Source organism: Methylobacterium nonmethylotrophicum (assembly GCF_004745635.1).
Taxonomy (GTDB): domain Bacteria; phylum Pseudomonadota; class Alphaproteobacteria; order Rhizobiales; family Beijerinckiaceae; genus Methylobacterium; species Methylobacterium nonmethylotrophicum.
Genome location: NZ_SRLB01000012.1, coordinates 94016 through 111490 on the forward strand (window position 1 = coordinate 94016; position 17475 = coordinate 111490).

12 protein-coding genes and 1 tRNA gene are annotated in these 17475 nt (G+C 73.3%); 12 read left to right on the plus strand and 1 reads right to left on the minus strand.

Annotation, left to right across the window (positions count from 1 at the left end; translation table 11 throughout):
- Positions 1–17 precede the first annotated feature (17 nt).
- The 5 genes from EU555_RS17435 (at position 18) to EU555_RS17455 (ending at position 6273) form a co-directional block, all read left to right on the plus strand.
- The gene (locus EU555_RS17435) at positions 18–1430 is read left to right on the plus strand and encodes a TolC family outer membrane protein (RefSeq protein WP_135416277.1); all 1413 of its coding nucleotides are present in this window, start codon (positions 18–20) and stop codon (positions 1428–1430) included.
- Between the two features lie 493 nt (positions 1431–1923).
- The gene (locus tag EU555_RS37730) at positions 1924–2244 is read left to right on the plus strand and encodes a PopZ family protein (RefSeq protein ID WP_425375128.1); all 321 of its coding nucleotides are present in this window, start codon (positions 1924–1926) and stop codon (positions 2242–2244) included.
- A gap of 187 nt (positions 2245–2431) precedes the next feature.
- Entirely contained in the window at positions 2432–5143 is a 2712-nt protein-coding gene (locus EU555_RS17445) for a valine--tRNA ligase (protein ID WP_135416279.1), read from the plus strand.
- Between the two features lie 160 nt (positions 5144–5303).
- Positions 5304–5543: a DUF2283 domain-containing protein gene (locus EU555_RS17450; protein WP_135416281.1), complete on the plus strand. Its 240-nt coding sequence runs from the start codon at positions 5304–5306 to the stop codon at positions 5541–5543.
- A 4-nt stretch (positions 5544–5547) separates the two neighbouring features.
- Positions 5548–6273, plus strand: coding sequence for a DUF2459 domain-containing protein (locus EU555_RS17455; protein WP_135416283.1), 726 nt, complete (start codon positions 5548–5550; stop codon positions 6271–6273).
- A 122-nt stretch (positions 6274–6395) separates the two neighbouring features.
- Here the strand turns inward: EU555_RS17455 and EU555_RS17460 are convergent, their stop codons facing one another.
- Entirely contained in the window at positions 6396–7628 is a 1233-nt protein-coding gene (locus tag EU555_RS17460) for an efflux RND transporter periplasmic adaptor subunit (protein ID WP_135416285.1), read from the minus strand.
- A gap of 259 nt (positions 7629–7887) precedes the next feature.
- Here EU555_RS17460 and EU555_RS17465 point away from each other — a divergent pair, with 259 nt between their 5' ends.
- The 7 genes from EU555_RS17465 to EU555_RS17495 all read left to right on the plus strand — a co-directional run bounded on the left by EU555_RS17465 (position 7888) and on the right by EU555_RS17495 (position 16974).
- Positions 7888–11034 carry an efflux RND transporter permease subunit gene (locus EU555_RS17465; RefSeq protein WP_135416287.1) on the plus strand — a complete coding sequence of 1049 codons (3147 nt, stop codon included), beginning with the start codon at positions 7888–7890 and terminating at the stop codon, positions 11032–11034.
- Positions 11035–11225: 191 nt separating this feature from the next.
- A complete protein-coding gene (locus tag EU555_RS17470) occupies positions 11226–12506 on the plus strand; it encodes a septal ring lytic transglycosylase RlpA family protein (RefSeq protein ID WP_425375127.1) in 1281 nt (426 codons plus the stop codon).
- 220 nt (positions 12507–12726) lie between these two features.
- On the plus strand, positions 12727–13977 hold the full coding sequence (locus tag EU555_RS17475) for a D-alanyl-D-alanine carboxypeptidase family protein (RefSeq protein ID WP_135416290.1): 1251 nt from the start codon (positions 12727–12729) through the stop codon (positions 13975–13977).
- The gene (tmk, locus tag EU555_RS17480; protein WP_135416292.1) at positions 13974–14696 is read left to right on the plus strand and encodes a dTMP kinase; all 723 of its coding nucleotides are present in this window, start codon (positions 13974–13976) and stop codon (positions 14694–14696) included. Before EU555_RS17475 ends, tmk begins: the two co-directional genes overlap by 4 nt.
- Entirely contained in the window at positions 14686–15714 is a 1029-nt protein-coding gene (locus tag EU555_RS17485; protein WP_135416294.1) for a DNA polymerase III subunit delta', read from the plus strand. Before tmk ends, EU555_RS17485 begins: the two co-directional genes overlap by 11 nt.
- A gap of 6 nt (positions 15715–15720) precedes the next feature.
- Positions 15721–16572, plus strand: coding sequence for a metallophosphoesterase (locus tag EU555_RS17490; protein ID WP_135416296.1), 852 nt, complete (start codon positions 15721–15723; stop codon positions 16570–16572).
- Positions 16573–16896: 324 nt separating this feature from the next.
- Positions 16897–16974: transfer RNA gene (locus tag EU555_RS17495), tRNA-Pro, on the plus strand.
- The last annotated feature ends 501 nt before the right edge of the window (positions 16975–17475 follow it).

Sequence of the window (17475 nt, forward strand, 5' to 3'; positions counted from 1 at the left end):
GCACAGGGTAGACAGGCGTGACTGACACAGGAACTCGGGCGTTCCGCGGGCTTCGGCTGGGCGGGTTCGCCGCCGTGGCGCTCGCCATGGCGGCCCAGGCCGCGGCCGCGGAATCCCTGGAGAGCGCCCTCGCGCGGGCCTATGCCGGCAACCCGACGCTCAACGCGCAGCGGGCCGGCCAGCGCGCCACCGACGAGAGCGTGCCGCAGGCGCTGGCGGGCTACCGCCCGCAGGTCAGCGGCTCCCTGAGCGCGGGCGTCACCTACCTCTCGGGCAAGCTCGGCAGCTCCGCGGCGGCCGCGGGCGGCGGCGGCGGAGAGGAGACGCTGTATCCGCGCTCCGCCGGCCTCAGCGTCACCCAGACCCTGTTCAACGGCTTCCGGACCGACAACCGCACCCGCCAGGCCGAATCGCAGGTGCTCGGCGGCCGCGAATCCCTGCGCAACATCGAGATGCAGACGCTGTTCTCGGCGGCGCAGGCCTACATGAACGTGCTGGCGGATACCGCCACGCTCGAGCTCAACCGCAACAACGTCGAGGTGCTGGAGGAGCAGCTCCGCCAGACCCGCGACCGCTTCAACGTCGGCGAGGTCACCCGCACCGACGTCGCCCAGGCGGAGGCGCGCCTCGCCGGCGCCCGGGCGCAGGTCAGCGTGGCCGAGTCGAACCTGCGTACCAGCATCGCGACCTTCCGGCAGGTGATCGGCGTCGAGCCGCGCCAGCTCGCCCCCGGCCGGCCGATCGACCGCTACGTGCCCGCCACCCTGACGGCGGCGGTCGATATCGGCCTTGCCGAGCACCCGGCGATCCTCTCCGCCCTCCACGCCGTCGACGCCGCGGAAGCGCAGGTGAAGATCAACGAGGGCGCCCTCTACCCGACGGTCAGCGTGAGCGGCAGCGCCGCACAGACCCTGGACCAGCAGGTCGCCGGCACCCGGTACTTCCAGGGCTCGATCATCGGCCAGATCAACGTCCCGCTCTACCAGGGCGGCGCCGAGTACGCCCAGATCCGCCAGTCCAAGGAGCAGGTCGGCCAGGCCCGGCTCCAGGCCGAGCTCACCCGCGACCAGGTCCGCGCCGCCATCGTCACCGCTTGGGGCGGCCTCGAGGCGTCCAAGGCCCGGGTGATCGCCTCGCAGGCCCAGGTCCAGGCCAACGAGGTGGCGCTCAACGGCGTGCGCGAGGAGGCCCGGGTCGGCCAGCGCACCACCCTCGACGTGCTGAACGCCCAGCAGGAGCTCCTGAGCGCCCGCGTCAACCTGATCTCGGCCCAGCGCGACCGGGTGGTCAGCTCCTACCAGGTGGTGCAGACCATCGGCCGCCTCACCACCCGCTTCATCGCGGTGCCGGTGGCGCAGTACAGCGCCAAGCAGCACTACGACCAGGTCAAGGACCTCTGGTACGGCGTGCGCACGCCGGACGGCCGCTGACCGTGGCGGCCGCGCCCGCTCCGGACCTTTTTTGCCCGCATCGTCCTGTGGTCGCGGGACGCCGTGCTTGTGCGGCGCCGTCACTGTGGAATACTGCGTATCCGTCACCTGATCCTTCCATCTCTGCACTCAAGCGTTGAGCCGGATGAGCGCCGCGAGCCCCAAGACGCAGGACAAGACGCAGGAACCCTCGATGGAGGAGATCCTGGCCTCCATCCGGCGCATCATCGCCGACGACCAGAAGCCGGCCGAGCCGCCCGCCGCGGGCTCGCGCCCCGTCGCGGTGCCGGATCCCGAGCCGGAGGAGGACGACGTCCTCGACCTCGCGATGGTGGCGGCACCCGCCCCCAAGCCGTCCCCCGCCCCCAAGCCGGCCCCCGCCCCGAAGCCCGAGCCGGCGGCCAAGGCGCCCCCGCCGAAGCCCCCGGCGCCCGAGCCCGTGTTCGACACGCCGTTCGACCCGATGTCGGAGATCGCGTTCCGGGACGAGCCGATGGATTTCGACGCGATCGAGATCGAGCCGGAGCCCGCCCCGCCGCCGCCCCCGCCGGAGCCCCCGAAGGCCGCGGCGCCGCCTCCGGAGCCCCGCCCGGCGGCCGACGACCGGCTCCTGTCGCAGACCACCGATGCCAGCGTCAGCCAGGCCTTCGACCTGCTCGCCAGCACGGTGCTGACCCGCAACGCCCGCACCATCGAGGACCTGGTGCAGGACATGCTGCGCCCGATGCTGAAGGCTTGGCTCGACGACAACCTCCCGGTCCTGGTCGAGCGGCTGGTCCGGGCCGAGATCGAGCGCGTCGCCCGAGGACGCTGACGGCGCAGGGAGCCGGGATCCGGGCTCCTTGCAGTTGACGGAACGGCGCGGGTCCGCTTGAAAGCGGTCTCGGGGGCCGGCCGCTCGCGCGGCCGGCCTTTTTCGTTTCCGGTTCCGGCGCCCCGGGAGCCCGATCCGCCGGCGGGACGCGCCCCGGGCGGCGCCGTGCGAGTGGCTGTTTTCCGCGATGATGGACAAGACCTTCGACCCCGCCGCCGTCGAGGCGCGCATCGCCGCCGAGTGGGAGGAGGCGCAGGCCTTCCGGGCCGGGCGCCCGGACCGGGCCGGGGCCGAGCCCTACAGCATCATGATCCCGCCGCCGAACGTGACGGGCTCGCTGCATATGGGCCACGCCCTCAACAACACGCTGCAGGACGTGCTCGCCCGCTTCGAGCGCCTGCGCGGCAAGGACGTGCTGTGGCAGCCCGGCACCGACCATGCCGGCATCGCCACCCAGATGGTGGTGGAGCGCCGCCTCGCCGAGCAGCAGCAGCCCGACCGGCGCAGCCTCGGCCGGGCCGAGTTCGTCCGCCGGGTCTGGGAGTGGAAGGCGGAATCGGGCGGCACCATCGTCAACCAGCTCAAGCGCCTGGGCGCCTCCTGCGACTGGTCGCGGGAGCGCTTCACCATGGACGAGGGCCTGTCGAAGGCCGTCCTGAAGGTCTTCGTCGACCTCCACGCGCAGGGCCTGATCTACCGCGACAAGCGCCTGGTGAACTGGGACCCGAAGTTCCAGACCGCGATCTCCGACCTCGAGGTGCAGCAGGTCGAGGTGAAGGGCCATCTCTGGCACTTCGCCTACCCGGTCGTCGACGAGGCCGGGACCGAGACGGGCGAGACGATCACGGTCGCGACGACCCGGCCCGAGACCATGCTGGGCGACACCGCGGTCGCGGTGCACCCGGAGGACGGGCGCTACCGGGCGCTGGTCGGCCAGCGCCTGCGCCTGCCCCTCGTCGGCCGCCTGATCCCGGTCGTGGCAGACGAATATTCCGATCCCGAGAAGGGCACCGGCGCGGTCAAGATCACCCCGGCGCACGACTTCAACGACTTCGAGGTCGGGCGCCGGCACGGGCTTGCCCAGATCAATATCTTGGATGAGGAAGCCCGCATAAGCCTCGACGGCAACGCCGATTTCCTCGAAGGGGCAAACCCGGAGCCCGAGGCGCTCGCGCTGCACGGCCTCGACCGGTTCGAGGCCCGCGCCAGGGTCGTCGCCCTGATGGAGGAGCGCGGCCGGCTCGTCGCGATCGAGCCCAACACCCACGCGGTGCCGCATGGCGACCGCTCGGGCGTGGTGATCGAGCCCTACCTCACCGACCAGTGGTACGTGAACGTCAAGCCCCTGGCCGAGCGGGCCCTGCAGGCGGTGCGCGACGGCCGCACCCGCTTCGTGCCCGAGACCTACGAGAAGACCTACTTCCAGTGGCTCGAGAACATCGAGCCGTGGTGCATCTCGCGCCAGCTGTGGTGGGGCCACCAGATCCCGGCCTGGTACGACCCGGACGGCACCTGCTTCGTCGCCCAGAGCGAGGAGGAGGCCCTGGCGAAGGCGGCCGCGCAGCACGGCCGCCCCGTGACCCTGCGGCGCGACGAGGACGTGCTCGACACCTGGTTCTCCTCGGGCCTGTGGCCGTTCTCGACCCTCGGCTGGCCGGAAGCCACGCCGGAGCTCGCCCGCTACTACCCGACCAGCGCCCTGGTGACGGGCTTCGACATCATTTTCTTCTGGGTTGCCAGGATGATGATGCTGGGCCTTCACGCGTTGGACGAGGTGCCGTTCCGGACCGTCTACATCCACGCTCTCGTCCGCGACGAGAAGGGGGCGAAGATGTCGAAGTCGAAGGGCAACGTGGTCGACCCCCTCGACCTCGTCGACCGCTACGGCGCCGACGCCCTGCGCTTCACCCTCGCGGCCATGGCGGCGCAGGGACGCGACATCAAGCTCTCGGTGCAACGCGTTGAAGGCTATAGGAACTTCGCCACGAAGCTCTGGAACGCCGCCCGCTTCGCCGAGATGAATGGCTGCCGGCTCGATCCGGCCTTCGCGCCCGAGAGCGTGACCCAAACCCTCAACGCGTGGGCGCTCGGGGAAGCCGCCCGCGCGGTCGCCGAGGTGACGGGGGCGATCGAGGCCTACCGCTTCAACGACGCCGCCAGCGCCGCCTACCGCTTCGTCTGGAACGTCTTCTGCGACTGGTACCTGGAGCTGGCCAAGCCCGTGCTCCAGGGCGAGGACGGCCCGGCCAAGGAGGAGACCCGCCGGACGATCGCCACCCTGATCGACCAGATCTGCGTGCTGCTGCACCCGTTCATGCCGTTCCTCACCGAGGAATTGTGGGCCACGACGGCGCGCGAGGCCGGGATCACCCGCGGGCTCCTGGCGCTCGCGTCCTGGCCGGATCTCGGGACGCTCGCGGATCCCGAGGCCGAGGCCGAGATCGGCTGGGTCGTCGACCTCGTCTCGGAGATCCGCTCGGCCCGCTCGGAGACGAACGTGCCGGCCGGCGCCCAGATCCCGCTTGTGCTGGTCTCTCCCAGCGAGGCGGTGCGCGCGCGCGTCGCGCGCTGGGGCGACACCGTGCGGCGGCTCGGCCGCATCGCCGCGATCGAGATCGCGGAAGGCAGCCCGCGCAACGCCGTGCAGCTGATCGTGCGCGGCGAGGTCGCGGCGCTGCCGCTCGAGGGCGTGGTCGACCTTGCCGCCGAGGTGGCGCGGCTGACCAAGGAGGACGGCAAGCTCGGCGGCGAGGTGGCCAAGATCGACGCCAAGCTCGGCAATGCCGACTTCCTGGCCCGCGCCCCCGAGGAGGTGGTGGAGGAGCAGCGCGAGCGCCGCGAGGCGGCGGTCGCGCGGCGCGAGAAGGTGCGCGAGGCGCTGGCGCGGCTGCAGGGCTGAGGCCGGATCCGGTGCGGGCGATGCCGCCCGCACCGGACCGCGGGACCAAGACCAAGCATTTCGGGGAGAGAGGCGCCCGTGCGCCGTCCGATTCGGGGTAATCGGGCGGCCCGCATGCGAGGGGCGATTCATCAACCGTTGCCCGGATACCCGAACAGGCATGAGCCCGAAGCCTCGTCCCGCGCTGCCTCGGCCCGTTCAGGGCCGATACGACACCGAGACCGACGTGCTGTCGGTCCGCTTCACCGACGCCGAGGTGGTGGAGAGCCGGGCGATCCGGCCCGGGATCGTCGTCGCGTACGATGCCGCCGGCGCCGTCGCGGCGATGGAGATCCTCGGGGCTTCCTCGGAGAACCTGGCCGCCGACCAGGACCTGCGGCGGCTCGCCGGGGTAGCCTGAACCCTTGCGCCGCGGCCTGCGCCTCGCCCGGCTTGCCGCGGCGCTCCTCCTCTCACTGGCCGCCAGCATTCTTCTGGCGGGCTGGCTCACCGCCCGGCCGGGCGACCCGGCCCTCTACCCGCCGGCTCCCGGCACCGCGACGGTCACGGTGCGGCTCGTGGCGAATGCCTGGCATTCCGGCCTGCTCCTGCCCCGGGACGATCTCGCCCGGGCGGCAGCCGAGGCCGGGGCCGGGGCGCTCATCGCGGTGACCGAGCGCTTCGGCGCCTATCCGGCCCTCGAGATCGGCTGGGGCGATGCCGGCTTCTACCGCTCCGTACCCACCCTGGATGCCCTCGACTGGCGCCTGGCCCTCCGGGCCCTGTTCACCCCCGGCGGCCGCCCGGCGGTGCTGCACGTCGTCGGGGTCGCGGCCGAGCCGGAGGCCGCGTTTCCGGGGGCCAGGATCGTGAGGCTCAGGCTGTCGCCCGAGGGGTTCCGGCGCCTCGCCGCCGCGCTCGGGCGCTCCTTCGCCCTGCGGGACGGCCACCCGGTCGAGGCGGGCCCCGGCCTCTACGGCCCGAGCCTGTTCTACGCGGCGGAGGGGCGGTTCAGCCTGCTCACCGTCTGCAACCACTGGAGCGCCGGGCTCCTGAACGCCGCGGGCCTCCCGGTCACGCCGCTCCTCGACACCCTGCCGCGGGGCCTCGCCCTGGATCTGGCCCGGCATGCAGGGGCCGATGCGCCCTGAGCGGATCCCGCGAGAGCGGTTGCCGGTTTCGCGGCGAAAATCAGCGACGAAACAACAGCCTGAGCGGATGAAGCTCGGCACGCCGACACGTCGTCCGCTTAGGCGGCGGCCCGATCCCGGTCTCAGCGCACGGCCTCGCCGGGCTCGTTCGCGGCCTGCCGGGCGTCCTTGCCGTCCTGCCTGATCCCGACCCTCTGGCCCTGGCGCAGGAGCTGGAGGTGGTCGGTGGCGATCCGGTCGCCGGCCTTCAGGCCCTTGAGGATCGCCGTGCGGTCGCCGAACTCCTCGCCGGTCTCGACCGGGGCCATCGCCACCGTGCCGTCCTCGCCCACGCGCCAGACGATGCGCTGGTCGAGCTGGGCCGAGAGGGCGACCGTCGGCACCAGCAGGCGCTCCTCGGTCCCTACCTGCACCTGCGTGCGCACGAACTCGCCCGGCAGGTAGCGCTCGTCGGCGTTGGGCAGCCAGGCCCGGACCAGGCGGCGGGCGGTGCGGGGGTCGAAGCGATTGTCGAGCTTATAGATCGTCGCCTTGCGCTCCGGCTTGCCCTGGACGTCGAGCGCCTGGAGGAAGGCGCGGTTCTCCTTCAGCGCCGCGCGCACGGCCTCCGAATCCTCGGCCGAGAGCGCGACCTGGATCTCGATCGGGTCGACCTGGACCACGCTGACGAGCTGGGTCGCGTTCTCGTTGACGTGGTCGCCGACATTGACGTCGGAGAGGCTGGAGCGCCCGTCGAAGGGCGCGCGGATCACCGCGTAGTCGAGGTTGAGCCTCTGGCGCGCGATCGCGGCCTCGGCCTCCTGCACCCGGCTGCGGGCGACCTGGCGGTTGCTCTCGAGCTGCTGGAAGCGCTGCTCGGAGGCGTAGCCCTTGTCGGCCAGCGGCTGGGTGCGATCGACCTCGGCATCCGCGAAGGCCAGTTGCGCCACTGCCTGCTCGCGCTGCGCCTCGGCGGTCCGCAGGGCCACCTCGAACGGCCGCGGGTCGATGCGGAACAGCACCTGGCCCTGCTTGACGTGGCCGCCCGGCTCGAACGGGCGCTCCACCACGACCCCGGTGACCCGGGGCTGGAGCGCGGCGTCCTTCGGCGAGATCACCGTGCCGGTATACGCGAAGGCGACCGGCACGGTCTCGGGGGCGGCCCGCGCCACCGCGACGTCGAAGTCGGGCGCCTCGGGCGCGCGGGTCTTCGCGCGGGTCTTCGGCGGTGCTTGCGGCGCCAGGAGCTGCGCCACCGGGCCGGGCAGGGCGCCGGCGGCGCCTTCGGGGAGCGGGTGGCCGAGACCCCACCACAGGCCGGTCCCGGCCGCGACGGCGGCGAGGCCGATGAGGCCGTAGCGAAACCCTGCGCGCACGATGATGATCTCCTCGACGATGACGCAAGATCGGGGACGGACCCGCGGCTCGTCCCGGAAGACCCGCGGCGGGCGGGGTCCGGCTTGAGCGGAGGCACCGGCCTCCCGCGGGGGAACTCCCAGGGGGAACTCTCTCGGGCGCGATTGCGTTGCACAGGAGCTTTCACCCTACCGTCGCAGGCCCCGCGGCCCGCACCCGGGCCTTCGGCTCGCGGCGGACGTCCCGGCAGTGCCGTCCGGCGGCCCATCGGGACGCGGGATGTTCGCCACCTTCGTCGACCGGCCCGTCCTGGCGGGCGTGATCTCGGTGCTCATCACCCTGATCGGGGCCGTGGCGGGCGTCTCCCTGCCGATCGCCCAGTTCCCCGAGATCGCGCCGCCGATCATCAACATCCAGGCGACCTATCCGGGCGCCACCGCGCAGCAGGCCTACGAGGCGATCGCGATCCCCCTCGAGCAGGAGGTCAACGGCGCGCAGAACCTGATCTACATCAGCTCGACCAGCAACGCCGACGGCAGCGTCACCATGGACGCGACCTTCGAGGTCGGCTCCGACCTCAACGCCGCCGCCGCCGACGTGCTGACCCGGGCCCAGCGCGCCGAGTCGCGCCTGCCGCAGGCGGTGCGCGACCAGGGCCTCGAGATCGTCAAGTCGTCGCGCCAGCGCCTCGGCAACGTCGTGCTCTACAGCGACGACAACCGCTACGACGAGCTCTTCCTGTCGAACTGGGCCGAGACCCAGGTGATCAAGCCCCTGCGCCGGGTCGCCGGCATGGGCCGCATCGTCAACTTCTCCAACCAGCGCTACGCGATGCGGGTCTGGCTCGACCCGGCCCGGATGGAGTCGCTCGGAATCGGTCCGAGCCAGATCGTCCAGGCGGTCGAGCAGCAGAACGCCCAGATCACCGTCGGCTCGCTGGGCAAGGAGCCGGTGCGCGACGCGCCCGCCTTCGAGCTGCAGATCGTCACCAAGGGCCGCCTGACGGAAGTCAGGGAATTCGCCGACATCGTGATCCGGGCCAATCCCGACGGCTCGGTGGTGCGCATCCGCGACGTCGGCCGGGTCGAGCTGGGCTCGGAGCAGTACGGCAGCCGCTCGACCTACGACAACAAGCCCGCCGCCTCGCTCGGCCTGTACCAGAACCCGGAGGCCAACGCCGTCGAGGTGATGAAGGGCGTCCGCGCCACGATGAAGGATCTGGCCAAGCGCTTCCCGCCGGGCCTGCAGTACAGGATCGCCCTCGACCGCACCGAGTTCGTCAACGCCTCGATCCACGAGGTGATCAAGACCCTGATCGAGGCGATCGTCCTGGTCGTCGTCATCACCTACCTGTTCCTGCAATCCTGGCGCGCGACCCTGATCCCGGCCATTGCCGTGCCGGTGGCGCTGATCGGCACCTTCGGGCCGATGGCGCTGCTCGGCTTCTCGTTCAACACCCTGAGCCTGCTCGGCCTGGTGCTGGCGGTGGGGCTGGTCGTCGACGACGCGATCATCGTGGTCGAGAACACCGAGCGGCTGATGGAGGAGGGGCAGGACCCCCGCGAGGCCGCCCGCGCGGCGGTGAACGAGGTGGCGGGCCCGGTCATCGCCACCACCCTGGTGCTCGCCGCCCTGTTCGTGCCGGTCGCCTTCATCCCGGGGCTCACCGGCCAGCTCTACAACCAGTTCGCGCTGACCATCGCGATCTCGGTGCTGATCTCGGCGGTCGTGTCGCTCACCCTCACGCCGGCGCTCTGCGCCCTGCTGCTCAAGCCCCACGGCGAGGCGGCGCAGACGAGCCGCTGGCGGGCCCCCCTGCGCTGGTTCAACGCCGCCCTCGACCGGGCGACCGGGTTCGCGGTCGGCTCGGCGGGCCGCCTCTCGCGCCACCTCGTCGCCACGGGGCTCGTCTTCCTCGCCTTCGGGGGGCTCACCGCCTGGATGGTCATGAGCCGCCCGAGCGCCTTCGTGCCGCAGGAGGACCAGGGCTACTTCTTCGCCGACATCGCGATGCCGAAGGGCGCCGCGGTCAGCCGCACCGCCGCGATGGTGGCGGAGGTAGGCCGAGCCGTCCTGGCGGAGCCTTCGGCCGCCGGCACGATCGGGGTCGCCGGGCGCGGCATCCTGGCCGACGTCACGGCGCCGTTCTACGGCTTCCAGATCCCGACCCTCAAGCCCTGGGACCAGCGCACCGAGACGGTCAACGACGTGATCGGAAAATTGCGCCGGCAGTTCAGGAACCACCCGGACGGGGTCCTGCGCATCGTCGATCCCTCGCCGCTGCCGGGCCTCGGCTCCCGCGGCGGCCTGACGCTGGAATTGCAGGACCGCAGCGGCGAGGGCGGGCTCACGCTCGCCCGGACCGCCGAGAGCTTCATCGCGGAACTCAAGACGCTGCCCGAGATCGGCGGCGCCACCGCCACCACGAGCTACGGCGTGCCGCAACTGCGCCTCGACATCGACCGGGCCAAGGCCGAGCAGCTCGGGGTGAGCCTGCCATCGCTGTTCGACGCGCTCGGCACCTATGTCGGCTCGTCCTTCGTCAACCTGTTCAACAAGTTCGGCTTCGTCTACCAGGTCTACGTCCAGAGCGAGTCGCAGGGGCGGCGCACGTTCGAGGACCTGTCGCGCCTCACGGTGCCGAACAACCGCGGCGAGCCGGTGCAGATCGGCGCGCTCGTCACGCCCCGCTTCGTCAGCGGTCCGACCGCGGTCCTGTCCTACAACACCTACCCGGCGATCGAGATCTCCCTCGACACCGCCGAGAGCGCGAGCTCGGGCGCGGCGATCGCCGCCGTCGAGCGCCTGGCCGGCACGGCTTTGCCGGGCGACTACGCGGTGGAATGGACCGAGGTCGCCTACCAGGAGAAGATCGCCGGCGGCTGGGCGCCGCTGATCTTCGGGCTGGGCGTGGTGACGATCGTGCTGCTGCTCGCCGGCCAGTACGAGAGCCTGAGGCTGCCCTTCGTGGTGATCCTGGTGACCCCGCTCGCGCTCTTCGGCGCCGTCGGGGCGCTCGCCCTGCGCGACCTGCCCCTCGACATCTTCGGGCAGATCGGCCTGCTCCTCCTCGTGGGCCTCGCCGCCAAGAACGCGATCCTGCTCGTCTCCTTCGCGCGCGACCTGCGGGAGAAAGGCGAGGACGCCGTGACAGCTGCGAAAGGCGCGGTGCGGCTGCGCCTGCGGCCGATCCTGATGACCTCCTTCGCCTTCATCCTCGGCTCGGTGCCGCTCGCCGTCGCCACGGGGGCCAGCGCCAATGCCCGGATCTCGATGGGGACGGTGGTGATCGGGGGCCTCCTCGTCGCGACTTTGCTCACCCTGTTCGTCACCCCGGTCTTCTACGTCGCGGCCGAGCGCCTGGCGGCGCGGCCCGGGCGCAAGGGCGCGCAGGAGCCGGAGCCCGCGCCGCAGCCGGCGGAGTAGGGCGCCGCTCCGGCCTGTGGACGGCGGTGGAGGGGACTCGCGCCGGTACTCCCGTTGAGCTTTCATTTACGCCGGGCCGGCAGGGTCCTCCCATAGGCAGCGTAACCCTGGGCGGCCCCGGCTTTCCGACCCTCCTCGAGCCCACGGGCGGGGAGACGGCGGCCGCGGGCGGCGCGGGATCCGAGGGGTCGATGGCGGGATCTTGGAAGAGCGGTTCCTCGCGTCCGGAGACGGAGCGGGGGGCCCTCCGGCCGATGCCGGTCGTACGGTGGGCGGCGGTGGCGGGGATCGCGCTGGCGGCGGCCAATTGCGCCGGACCGACGCCGAAGCAGCTGGCGGTGCGGAGCACCGTCCGCGAGATCGACCCGAAATACGGCGTCGCCGCGAGCCCGCGGCTCTACGGCGAGAACGACAAGATCCCGAAGGGCGGCGGCCGGCAGATGACCGGCAAGCCCTACGTGGTCGCAGGCCGCACCTACGTGCCGCGCCAGGACGCCCGGGGGTACGTGCGCGAGGGCCTGGCCTCCTGGTACGGCACCGCCTTCCACGGCCGCCAGACCGCCAACGGCGAGGTGTTCGACCGCTTCTCGGTCGCAGCCGCGCACCCGACCCTGCCGCTGCCGAGCTACGCCCGGGTCACCAACCTGGCGAACGGCCACTCGATGGTGGTGCGCGTCAACGACCGCGGCCCGTACCATGCCGACCGGCTGATGGACGTGTCGCAGGCGGTGGCCGAGGCGCTGGATTTCCGCCGCCGCGGCACCACCCGGGTCCGCGTCGAATATGTCGGCAAGGCCTCGGTCGGCGGCAGCGACGACCGCAAGCTGATGGCCACCTTACGCACCGACGGCACCCCGGCGGGCTCGCCCGCCGGCGCCAACATCATGGTGGCGGAGGCCAGCGAGGAGGCGAGGGAGGAGCCCAGGGCCTTCGCGTTCCGCCGGCCCGAGCCGGAGCCGGTCCGCCCGATCGTCGAGCGGCCGCGGGTGGCCGCCCCGGTGCGGATCGCCGAGGTCGAGCCGGAGGTCCTGCGCCGGGACGTCGCTCCCGCGCCGGCACGCATGCAAGCCCGCCTGGCCGAGGCGCCCCGCGCGCCGGCCCGCCTGCAGGCTCAGGCCCCGACCCGCATGGCCGCAATCGAGGGCCTCAACCCGGCGCTCGCCGCGCCGCGCGCCGCCAGGCCCGCGCCGGCCCCCGCCGCGGCCCACCGGCCGGCCCCGCCGAGCCAGGCCCTCGCCTTCGCGGCCCATCGCCCGCAGGCGCCGGACCGCGCCTCCCTGGCCCAGGTGATGCAGGCCGCCGCGCAGCCCGCCGGCGCCAGGGGCGGGGCCAAGGACGGAACGAGGAGCGGTCCGCTGCCGATCGCCCCGCCGCTGCGCCTCGCCAGCGCCCAGAGGGCCAGGGACGACGCGAAGGAGCAGGGCCACAGGCCCGGCCAGCCGCCGCGATCCAAGGTGGCAGGGATGTATTGAGGGCCGCCCGGCGCCTCGGCCGGGATCGCGGGCGTCGCGCTCGCCCGCCCGCGGCCTGATCCCGAGCGGCGGGCGGGATAAACCGTGGTCGCCGGCGGATCGTCCGCCCCGGCAAAGGTTCCTCATCCCGCACTGCGGCACAGGCGCGGTTGCGCGGGCCGGAGTGTGGCGGCAGAGTGCGGCAGTTCTCCGGACGACCGGGGATTCGAGTGGCAGGGGTATGCGTGTGAGAGCGACCACCGGAGCCGGCAGGGCGCTCGCGCGCCGCGCCGCGCGGTTTGGCCGGGGCGTGGCCCCGGGCGTGGGCCTCGGCCTGGCCCTGGCGGCCTTCCTCGGCATCCAGGAGGTGCGCGCGCAAGCCTTCCAGACGCTCGCGCCGCACGCGATCCTGATCGACGCCGATACCGGCGCGGTCCTGTTCGAGAAGGGCGCCGACGAGCCGTTCTCGCCCGCCAGCATGGCCAAGCTGATGACCGTCGAGGTGCTCTTCGACGAGATGCGCAAGGGCAAGCTCACCCCCGACACCGAGTTCACGATCAGCGAGAATGCCTGGCGCCGCGGCGGCGCCGGGGGCGGCGGCTCCTCGATGTTCGCCCAGCTCAACAGCAAGGTGAAGCTGCCCGACCTCCTGCGCGGCATCATCGTGCAGTCCGGCAACGACGCGGCGATCGCGGCGGCCGAGGGCGTCGCCGGCACCGAGGACAATTTTTCCCAGATCATGAACCGGCACGCGCGTGAGATCGGGCTCGAGCGCTCGACCTTCCGCAACGCCACCGGCTACTCGGCGCCGGACCAGAAGGTGACGGCCCGCGATCTCGCCAAGCTCGCCATTCACCTGATCGAGGCCTATCCGGAACAATACAAGCTGTTCGCCGAGCGCGAGTTCACCTGGAACAAGATCCGCCAGCAGAACCGCAACCCGCTGCTGACCCTCGAGGTCGGCGCCGACGGGCTGAAGACCGGCTACCTCGAGGAATCCGGCTACGGCCTGACCGGCTCGGCGGTGCAGAACGGCCAGCGCCTGGTCCTGGTGGTGAGCGGCCTCAAGACCGCCCGCGACCGCGCCGCGGAAGCGCGCAAGCTCCTCGACTGGGGCTTTCGCGCCTTCGAGGCGCGCCAGGTCTTCAACGCCGGCGAGACCGTGGCGGAGGCCGAGACCTTCGGGGGCGAGAAGGGCCGGGTGCCGCTGGTGACGAAGAAGCCGGTGCGGCTGCTGCTGCCGCGGGGCAACAGCGACCGCCTGGTGGCGCGCGCCACCTACCAGGGCCCGCTGACCGCGCCGGTGCAGAGCGGGCGCGAGGTCGGCCGGCTCAAGGTCACCCGCGGCGAGCAGGTGGTGCTCGACATGCCGCTCTACACCGCCGAGGCCGTGCCCGCCGGCAGCATGACCCAGCGCGCCCTCGACGCGGCGCTCGAGGTCGGCACCGGCTGGTTCCGCCAGGCCCTCAGCCGGATCACCAGCAAGTCGTGACCGGCGCATCGCCAGCGGAGGCGGCCGGGTCCCGGCCTCCCGGCTGCTTCATCACCTTCGAGGGCGGCGAGGGCGCCGGCAAGTCGACGCAGATCGCCCGCCTGGCCGCCTGGCTGCGCGCCGGCACCGAGGGTGTGCCCGCCCCCCGCGAGGTGGTGACCACCCGCGAGCCCGGCGGCTCGCCCCGGGCCGAGCGGATCCGCGCCGCGGTGCTGGCGGGCGTCGCCAAGCCCTACGGCCCCTTCGCCGAGGCCCTGCTCTTCGCCGCCGCCCGCCTCGACCACCTCGCGACCCTGATCCGCCCGAGCCTCGCCCGCGGCGCCGTCGTGCTGTGCGACCGCTTCAGCGATTCGACGCGGGCCTATCAGGGTGCGGCCGGCGGGGTGGAGCCCGGGACGCTCGCGGCCCTCGAGCGGGTGGTGGTCGGCCCGACCCGGCCGGACCTGACCCTGATCCTCGACCTGCCGCCGGAGATCGGGCTTGCCCGCGCCCGCCAGCGCGACCGCGCCGCCGCCCGCGGCCCCGACCGGTTCGAGGCCGAGGCCTTGGGGTTCCACGAGCGCCTGCGGGCGGCCTACCGGGCGATCGCCGAGGCCGAGCCGGCGCGCTGCGCCGTCATCGACGCGCAAGGGGCGCCGGAGGCCGTCGCGCAGGCGATCCGCGCCGCCGTGGCGGCCCGCCTGCCGCATCTCGCCGAGGGGAAACCCGATGCCGCCTGAGCGGGGCGAGGACGAGGTCGAGCCCGGCGAGATCCCGGGGGTGCCGCGCCCGCGGGAGCGGCCGGACCTGTTCGGCCAGGAGGCGGCCGAGCGGGCGTTCCGCGAGGCGATCGGCGCCGGGCGGCTGCACCATGCCTGGCTCCTCGGCGGGCCGAAGGGCATCGGCAAGGCGACCCTCGCCTTCCGGGTCGCCCGCCACCTGCTGGCCCGCGGCGATGGGCATGGCGTGCCCGACAGCCTGGCGCTGCCCCCCGGCCACCCGGTGGCGCGCCAGGTCGCGGGCCTCGCCCATCCCAACCTGGTCCTGCTGCGCCGCCAGAAGGCGCCCGGCGCCAAGACGGTGCCGACCCAGATCGGCGTCGACGCCGCCCGGCGCGCGATGCACCTGTTCGGGTCGACCGCGGCCGATGCGGGCTACCGGATCTGCATCGTCGACTGCGCCGACGAGCTCAACCTCGCCAGCGCCAACGCGCTCCTGAAGGTGATCGAGGAGCCGCCGCCGCGCTCGCTGTTCCTGATCGTCAGCCACGCCCCCGGCCGCCTCCTGCCGACGATCCGCTCGCGCTGCCGGCGCCTTGCCCTCAAGCCGCTCCCGGCCGGGGAGGTGGCCCGCGTGCTGCGCGGCCTCGAGGCTCCGCACCCGCCGGATCTGATCGCGCGGGCGGCGGCCCTGAGCGAGGGCTCGGTCGCCCGCGCCCTCGACCTCCTCGATCCCGACACCCTCGGGGTGGTCGACGAGGTCGAGGCGCTGCTGGCGCAGGGCGACCGGCCGGACTGGCGCCGGGCCCTGCGGCTCGCCGAGCGCCTCGCCGGCCGCGACGCCGACGGGCTCTACGCCGCCGCCCTCGACACGGTGCAGCGGCGGCTGGCCGCCGAGATCGAGCGCCGCCAGGGCGAGCCGCCGGCCCGCCTCGCCGCCCTGGCGGACGCCGCCGAGCGCGCCGCCCGGGCCGCCCGGGAGGCGCAGGTCTACAACCTCGACCGGCGGCCGGTGGTGCTGTCGCTGTTCGGCGCCTGAGCCTTCATGCGGATCTTCCCCCTCTCCGACCTGCACCTCGAGCGCCGGCCGCTGGCGGCTTTGCCGGTGCCGACGCGCGCCTTCGACCTCCTGGTCTGCGCCGGCGACGTCTGGGAGGGCGAGCCGGAGCGGGGCCTCGCCGCACTCCTGCAGCTCGCCGGCGACCGGCCGGTGGTGCTGGTGCCGGGCAACCACGAGCGCTACGCGCCGGCGGGCGATCCCCGCACCGCCCCGGCGCTGCTGGCGGCGCTGGCGGCCGGGGTGGCGGCGGTCAACCGCGCGGCCGGCCGCCAGCGGGTGGTGCTGCTCGAAGGGGGCGGAGCCTGCGTGATCGGCGGCGTGCGCTTCGTCGGCGCCACCCTCTGGAGCGACTGGCGGCTCGCCGGGCGCTGGCTCTCCGCCGATGCGCCGGACCGGCCCGCGGACCCGGTCGCCCATGCCGCCGCCCGCATGACCGACCCGGCGACCGGCTCGCGGGAGTACCGGGCGATCCGCCTCGGCGACGGCACGCCCTGGACGCCGCAGGCCGCCATGGCGGCCCACGCCGCCGACCGGGCGAGCATGATGGCCGCGCTCGCCCGCCCGCATCCGGGCCCGACCGTCGCGGTCACCCACCACCCGCCGATCCCGGAGACCGCCGACCGCTATCGCGACGCCCCCGGCGTGCCCTGGTGGGTGCCGGCCTTCTACGCCACCACGCTGCTCGCCGACCTGCCGGCCGCCCACCGGCCGCACCTCTGGATCTCGGGCCACTTCCACGCCGGCCACGACCTCGTGCTCCACGCCACCCGCTGCCTGGCCAACCCCGTCGAGGGCCGCACCTTCGATCCCGGCCTCGTGGCGGAGGTGGCGGGCTGACCGGACGCGCGCACCCGACGTCGCGCAGGGCCGGCAGGACGCCCGCACGCGTTCCCGTCTCGCCCATCGTCCGGAACCCGGCTCGGGCGGGGGAGGGACCCAGGGGCGCTCCGGCAAGCTTCGAGCCACCTGCGCGCGCCGCATGATCCGCACCATCTGATCGGCGCCAACCGCGGGGAACGACAGGGACCGGGCCCATCGGGACGTCCCTGGGAGTCGCCGCTCGGAAGGCCGCGCCTGTTCGCCACCCGTTGCGCCGGGCGCGAAAAAGGGGGTTGCGTGGCCGGGGCCGAAAAGCTAGATCGCACGGGCCTCGAGGGGCGTCGGAGCGTAGCGCAGCCCGGTTAGCGCACTAGTCTGGGGGACTAGGGGTCGGAGGTTCGAATCCTCTCGCTCCGACCATTAAAGCCTTTGAAAACAAAGACTTTTTACCCTGGTCCCAGCGACGGTCAGGGTGCGGGCAGCGGGAACGAAGCGCGAATCGGCGCGCCGGGGTTCACCGAAGCACCCACATTTTCCCGCGCAGCGACGTCCGGGTGCATGGTCTCGCAGCGCGAGCCCGATCGCCGTCACGGAAGAGGCCGGGAGATCGCGCCGCCGACCATGGGCGACGCCCGGGCCGAGGGTGAGGCCGCGCTGCGCCCGCCTCACCGCTGAGGAAGGGTGGAAGAGGGAGCCCGAGCCTTGGCCGAGGCGGGACCCGGAAGCCTGGGCTTGGTCGTGGAGCAGGATGTGCCGTGGCCAGAGGGCGAGGGCAGATCCGGAACAGCGCCCCGACCCGGAGCCCGGGGCGCGTCGACGGCTGATAACGGGGAGGGCGGTCAGCGCCGCGGTGGCGCACCCCGCATCGACTCCCGGATCTCCCACGGTAGGCAACCCGTCATCGTCGCGTGCGCGCGGCGT

Coding starts and splice junctions, on each gene's coding strand:
- EU555_RS17485 (WP_135416294.1), top strand. CDS start 14,686: ATGCCGCCTGAGCGGGGCGAGGACGAGGTCGAGCCCGGCGAGATCCCG.
- EU555_RS17450 (WP_135416281.1), top strand. CDS start 5,304: ATGAGCCCGAAGCCTCGTCCCGCGCTGCCTCGGCCCGTTCAGGGCCGA.
- EU555_RS17470 (WP_425375127.1), top strand. CDS start 11,226: ATGGCGGGATCTTGGAAGAGCGGTTCCTCGCGTCCGGAGACGGAGCGG.
- EU555_RS17475 (WP_135416290.1), top strand. CDS start 12,727: ATGCGTGTGAGAGCGACCACCGGAGCCGGCAGGGCGCTCGCGCGCCGC.
- EU555_RS37730 (WP_425375128.1), top strand. CDS start 1,924: ATGGATTTCGACGCGATCGAGATCGAGCCGGAGCCCGCCCCGCCGCCG.
- EU555_RS17490 (WP_135416296.1), top strand. CDS start 15,721: ATGCGGATCTTCCCCCTCTCCGACCTGCACCTCGAGCGCCGGCCGCTG.
- EU555_RS17445 (WP_135416279.1), top strand. CDS start 2,432: ATGATGGACAAGACCTTCGACCCCGCCGCCGTCGAGGCGCGCATCGCC.
- EU555_RS17465 (WP_135416287.1), top strand. CDS start 7,888: ATGTTCGCCACCTTCGTCGACCGGCCCGTCCTGGCGGGCGTGATCTCG.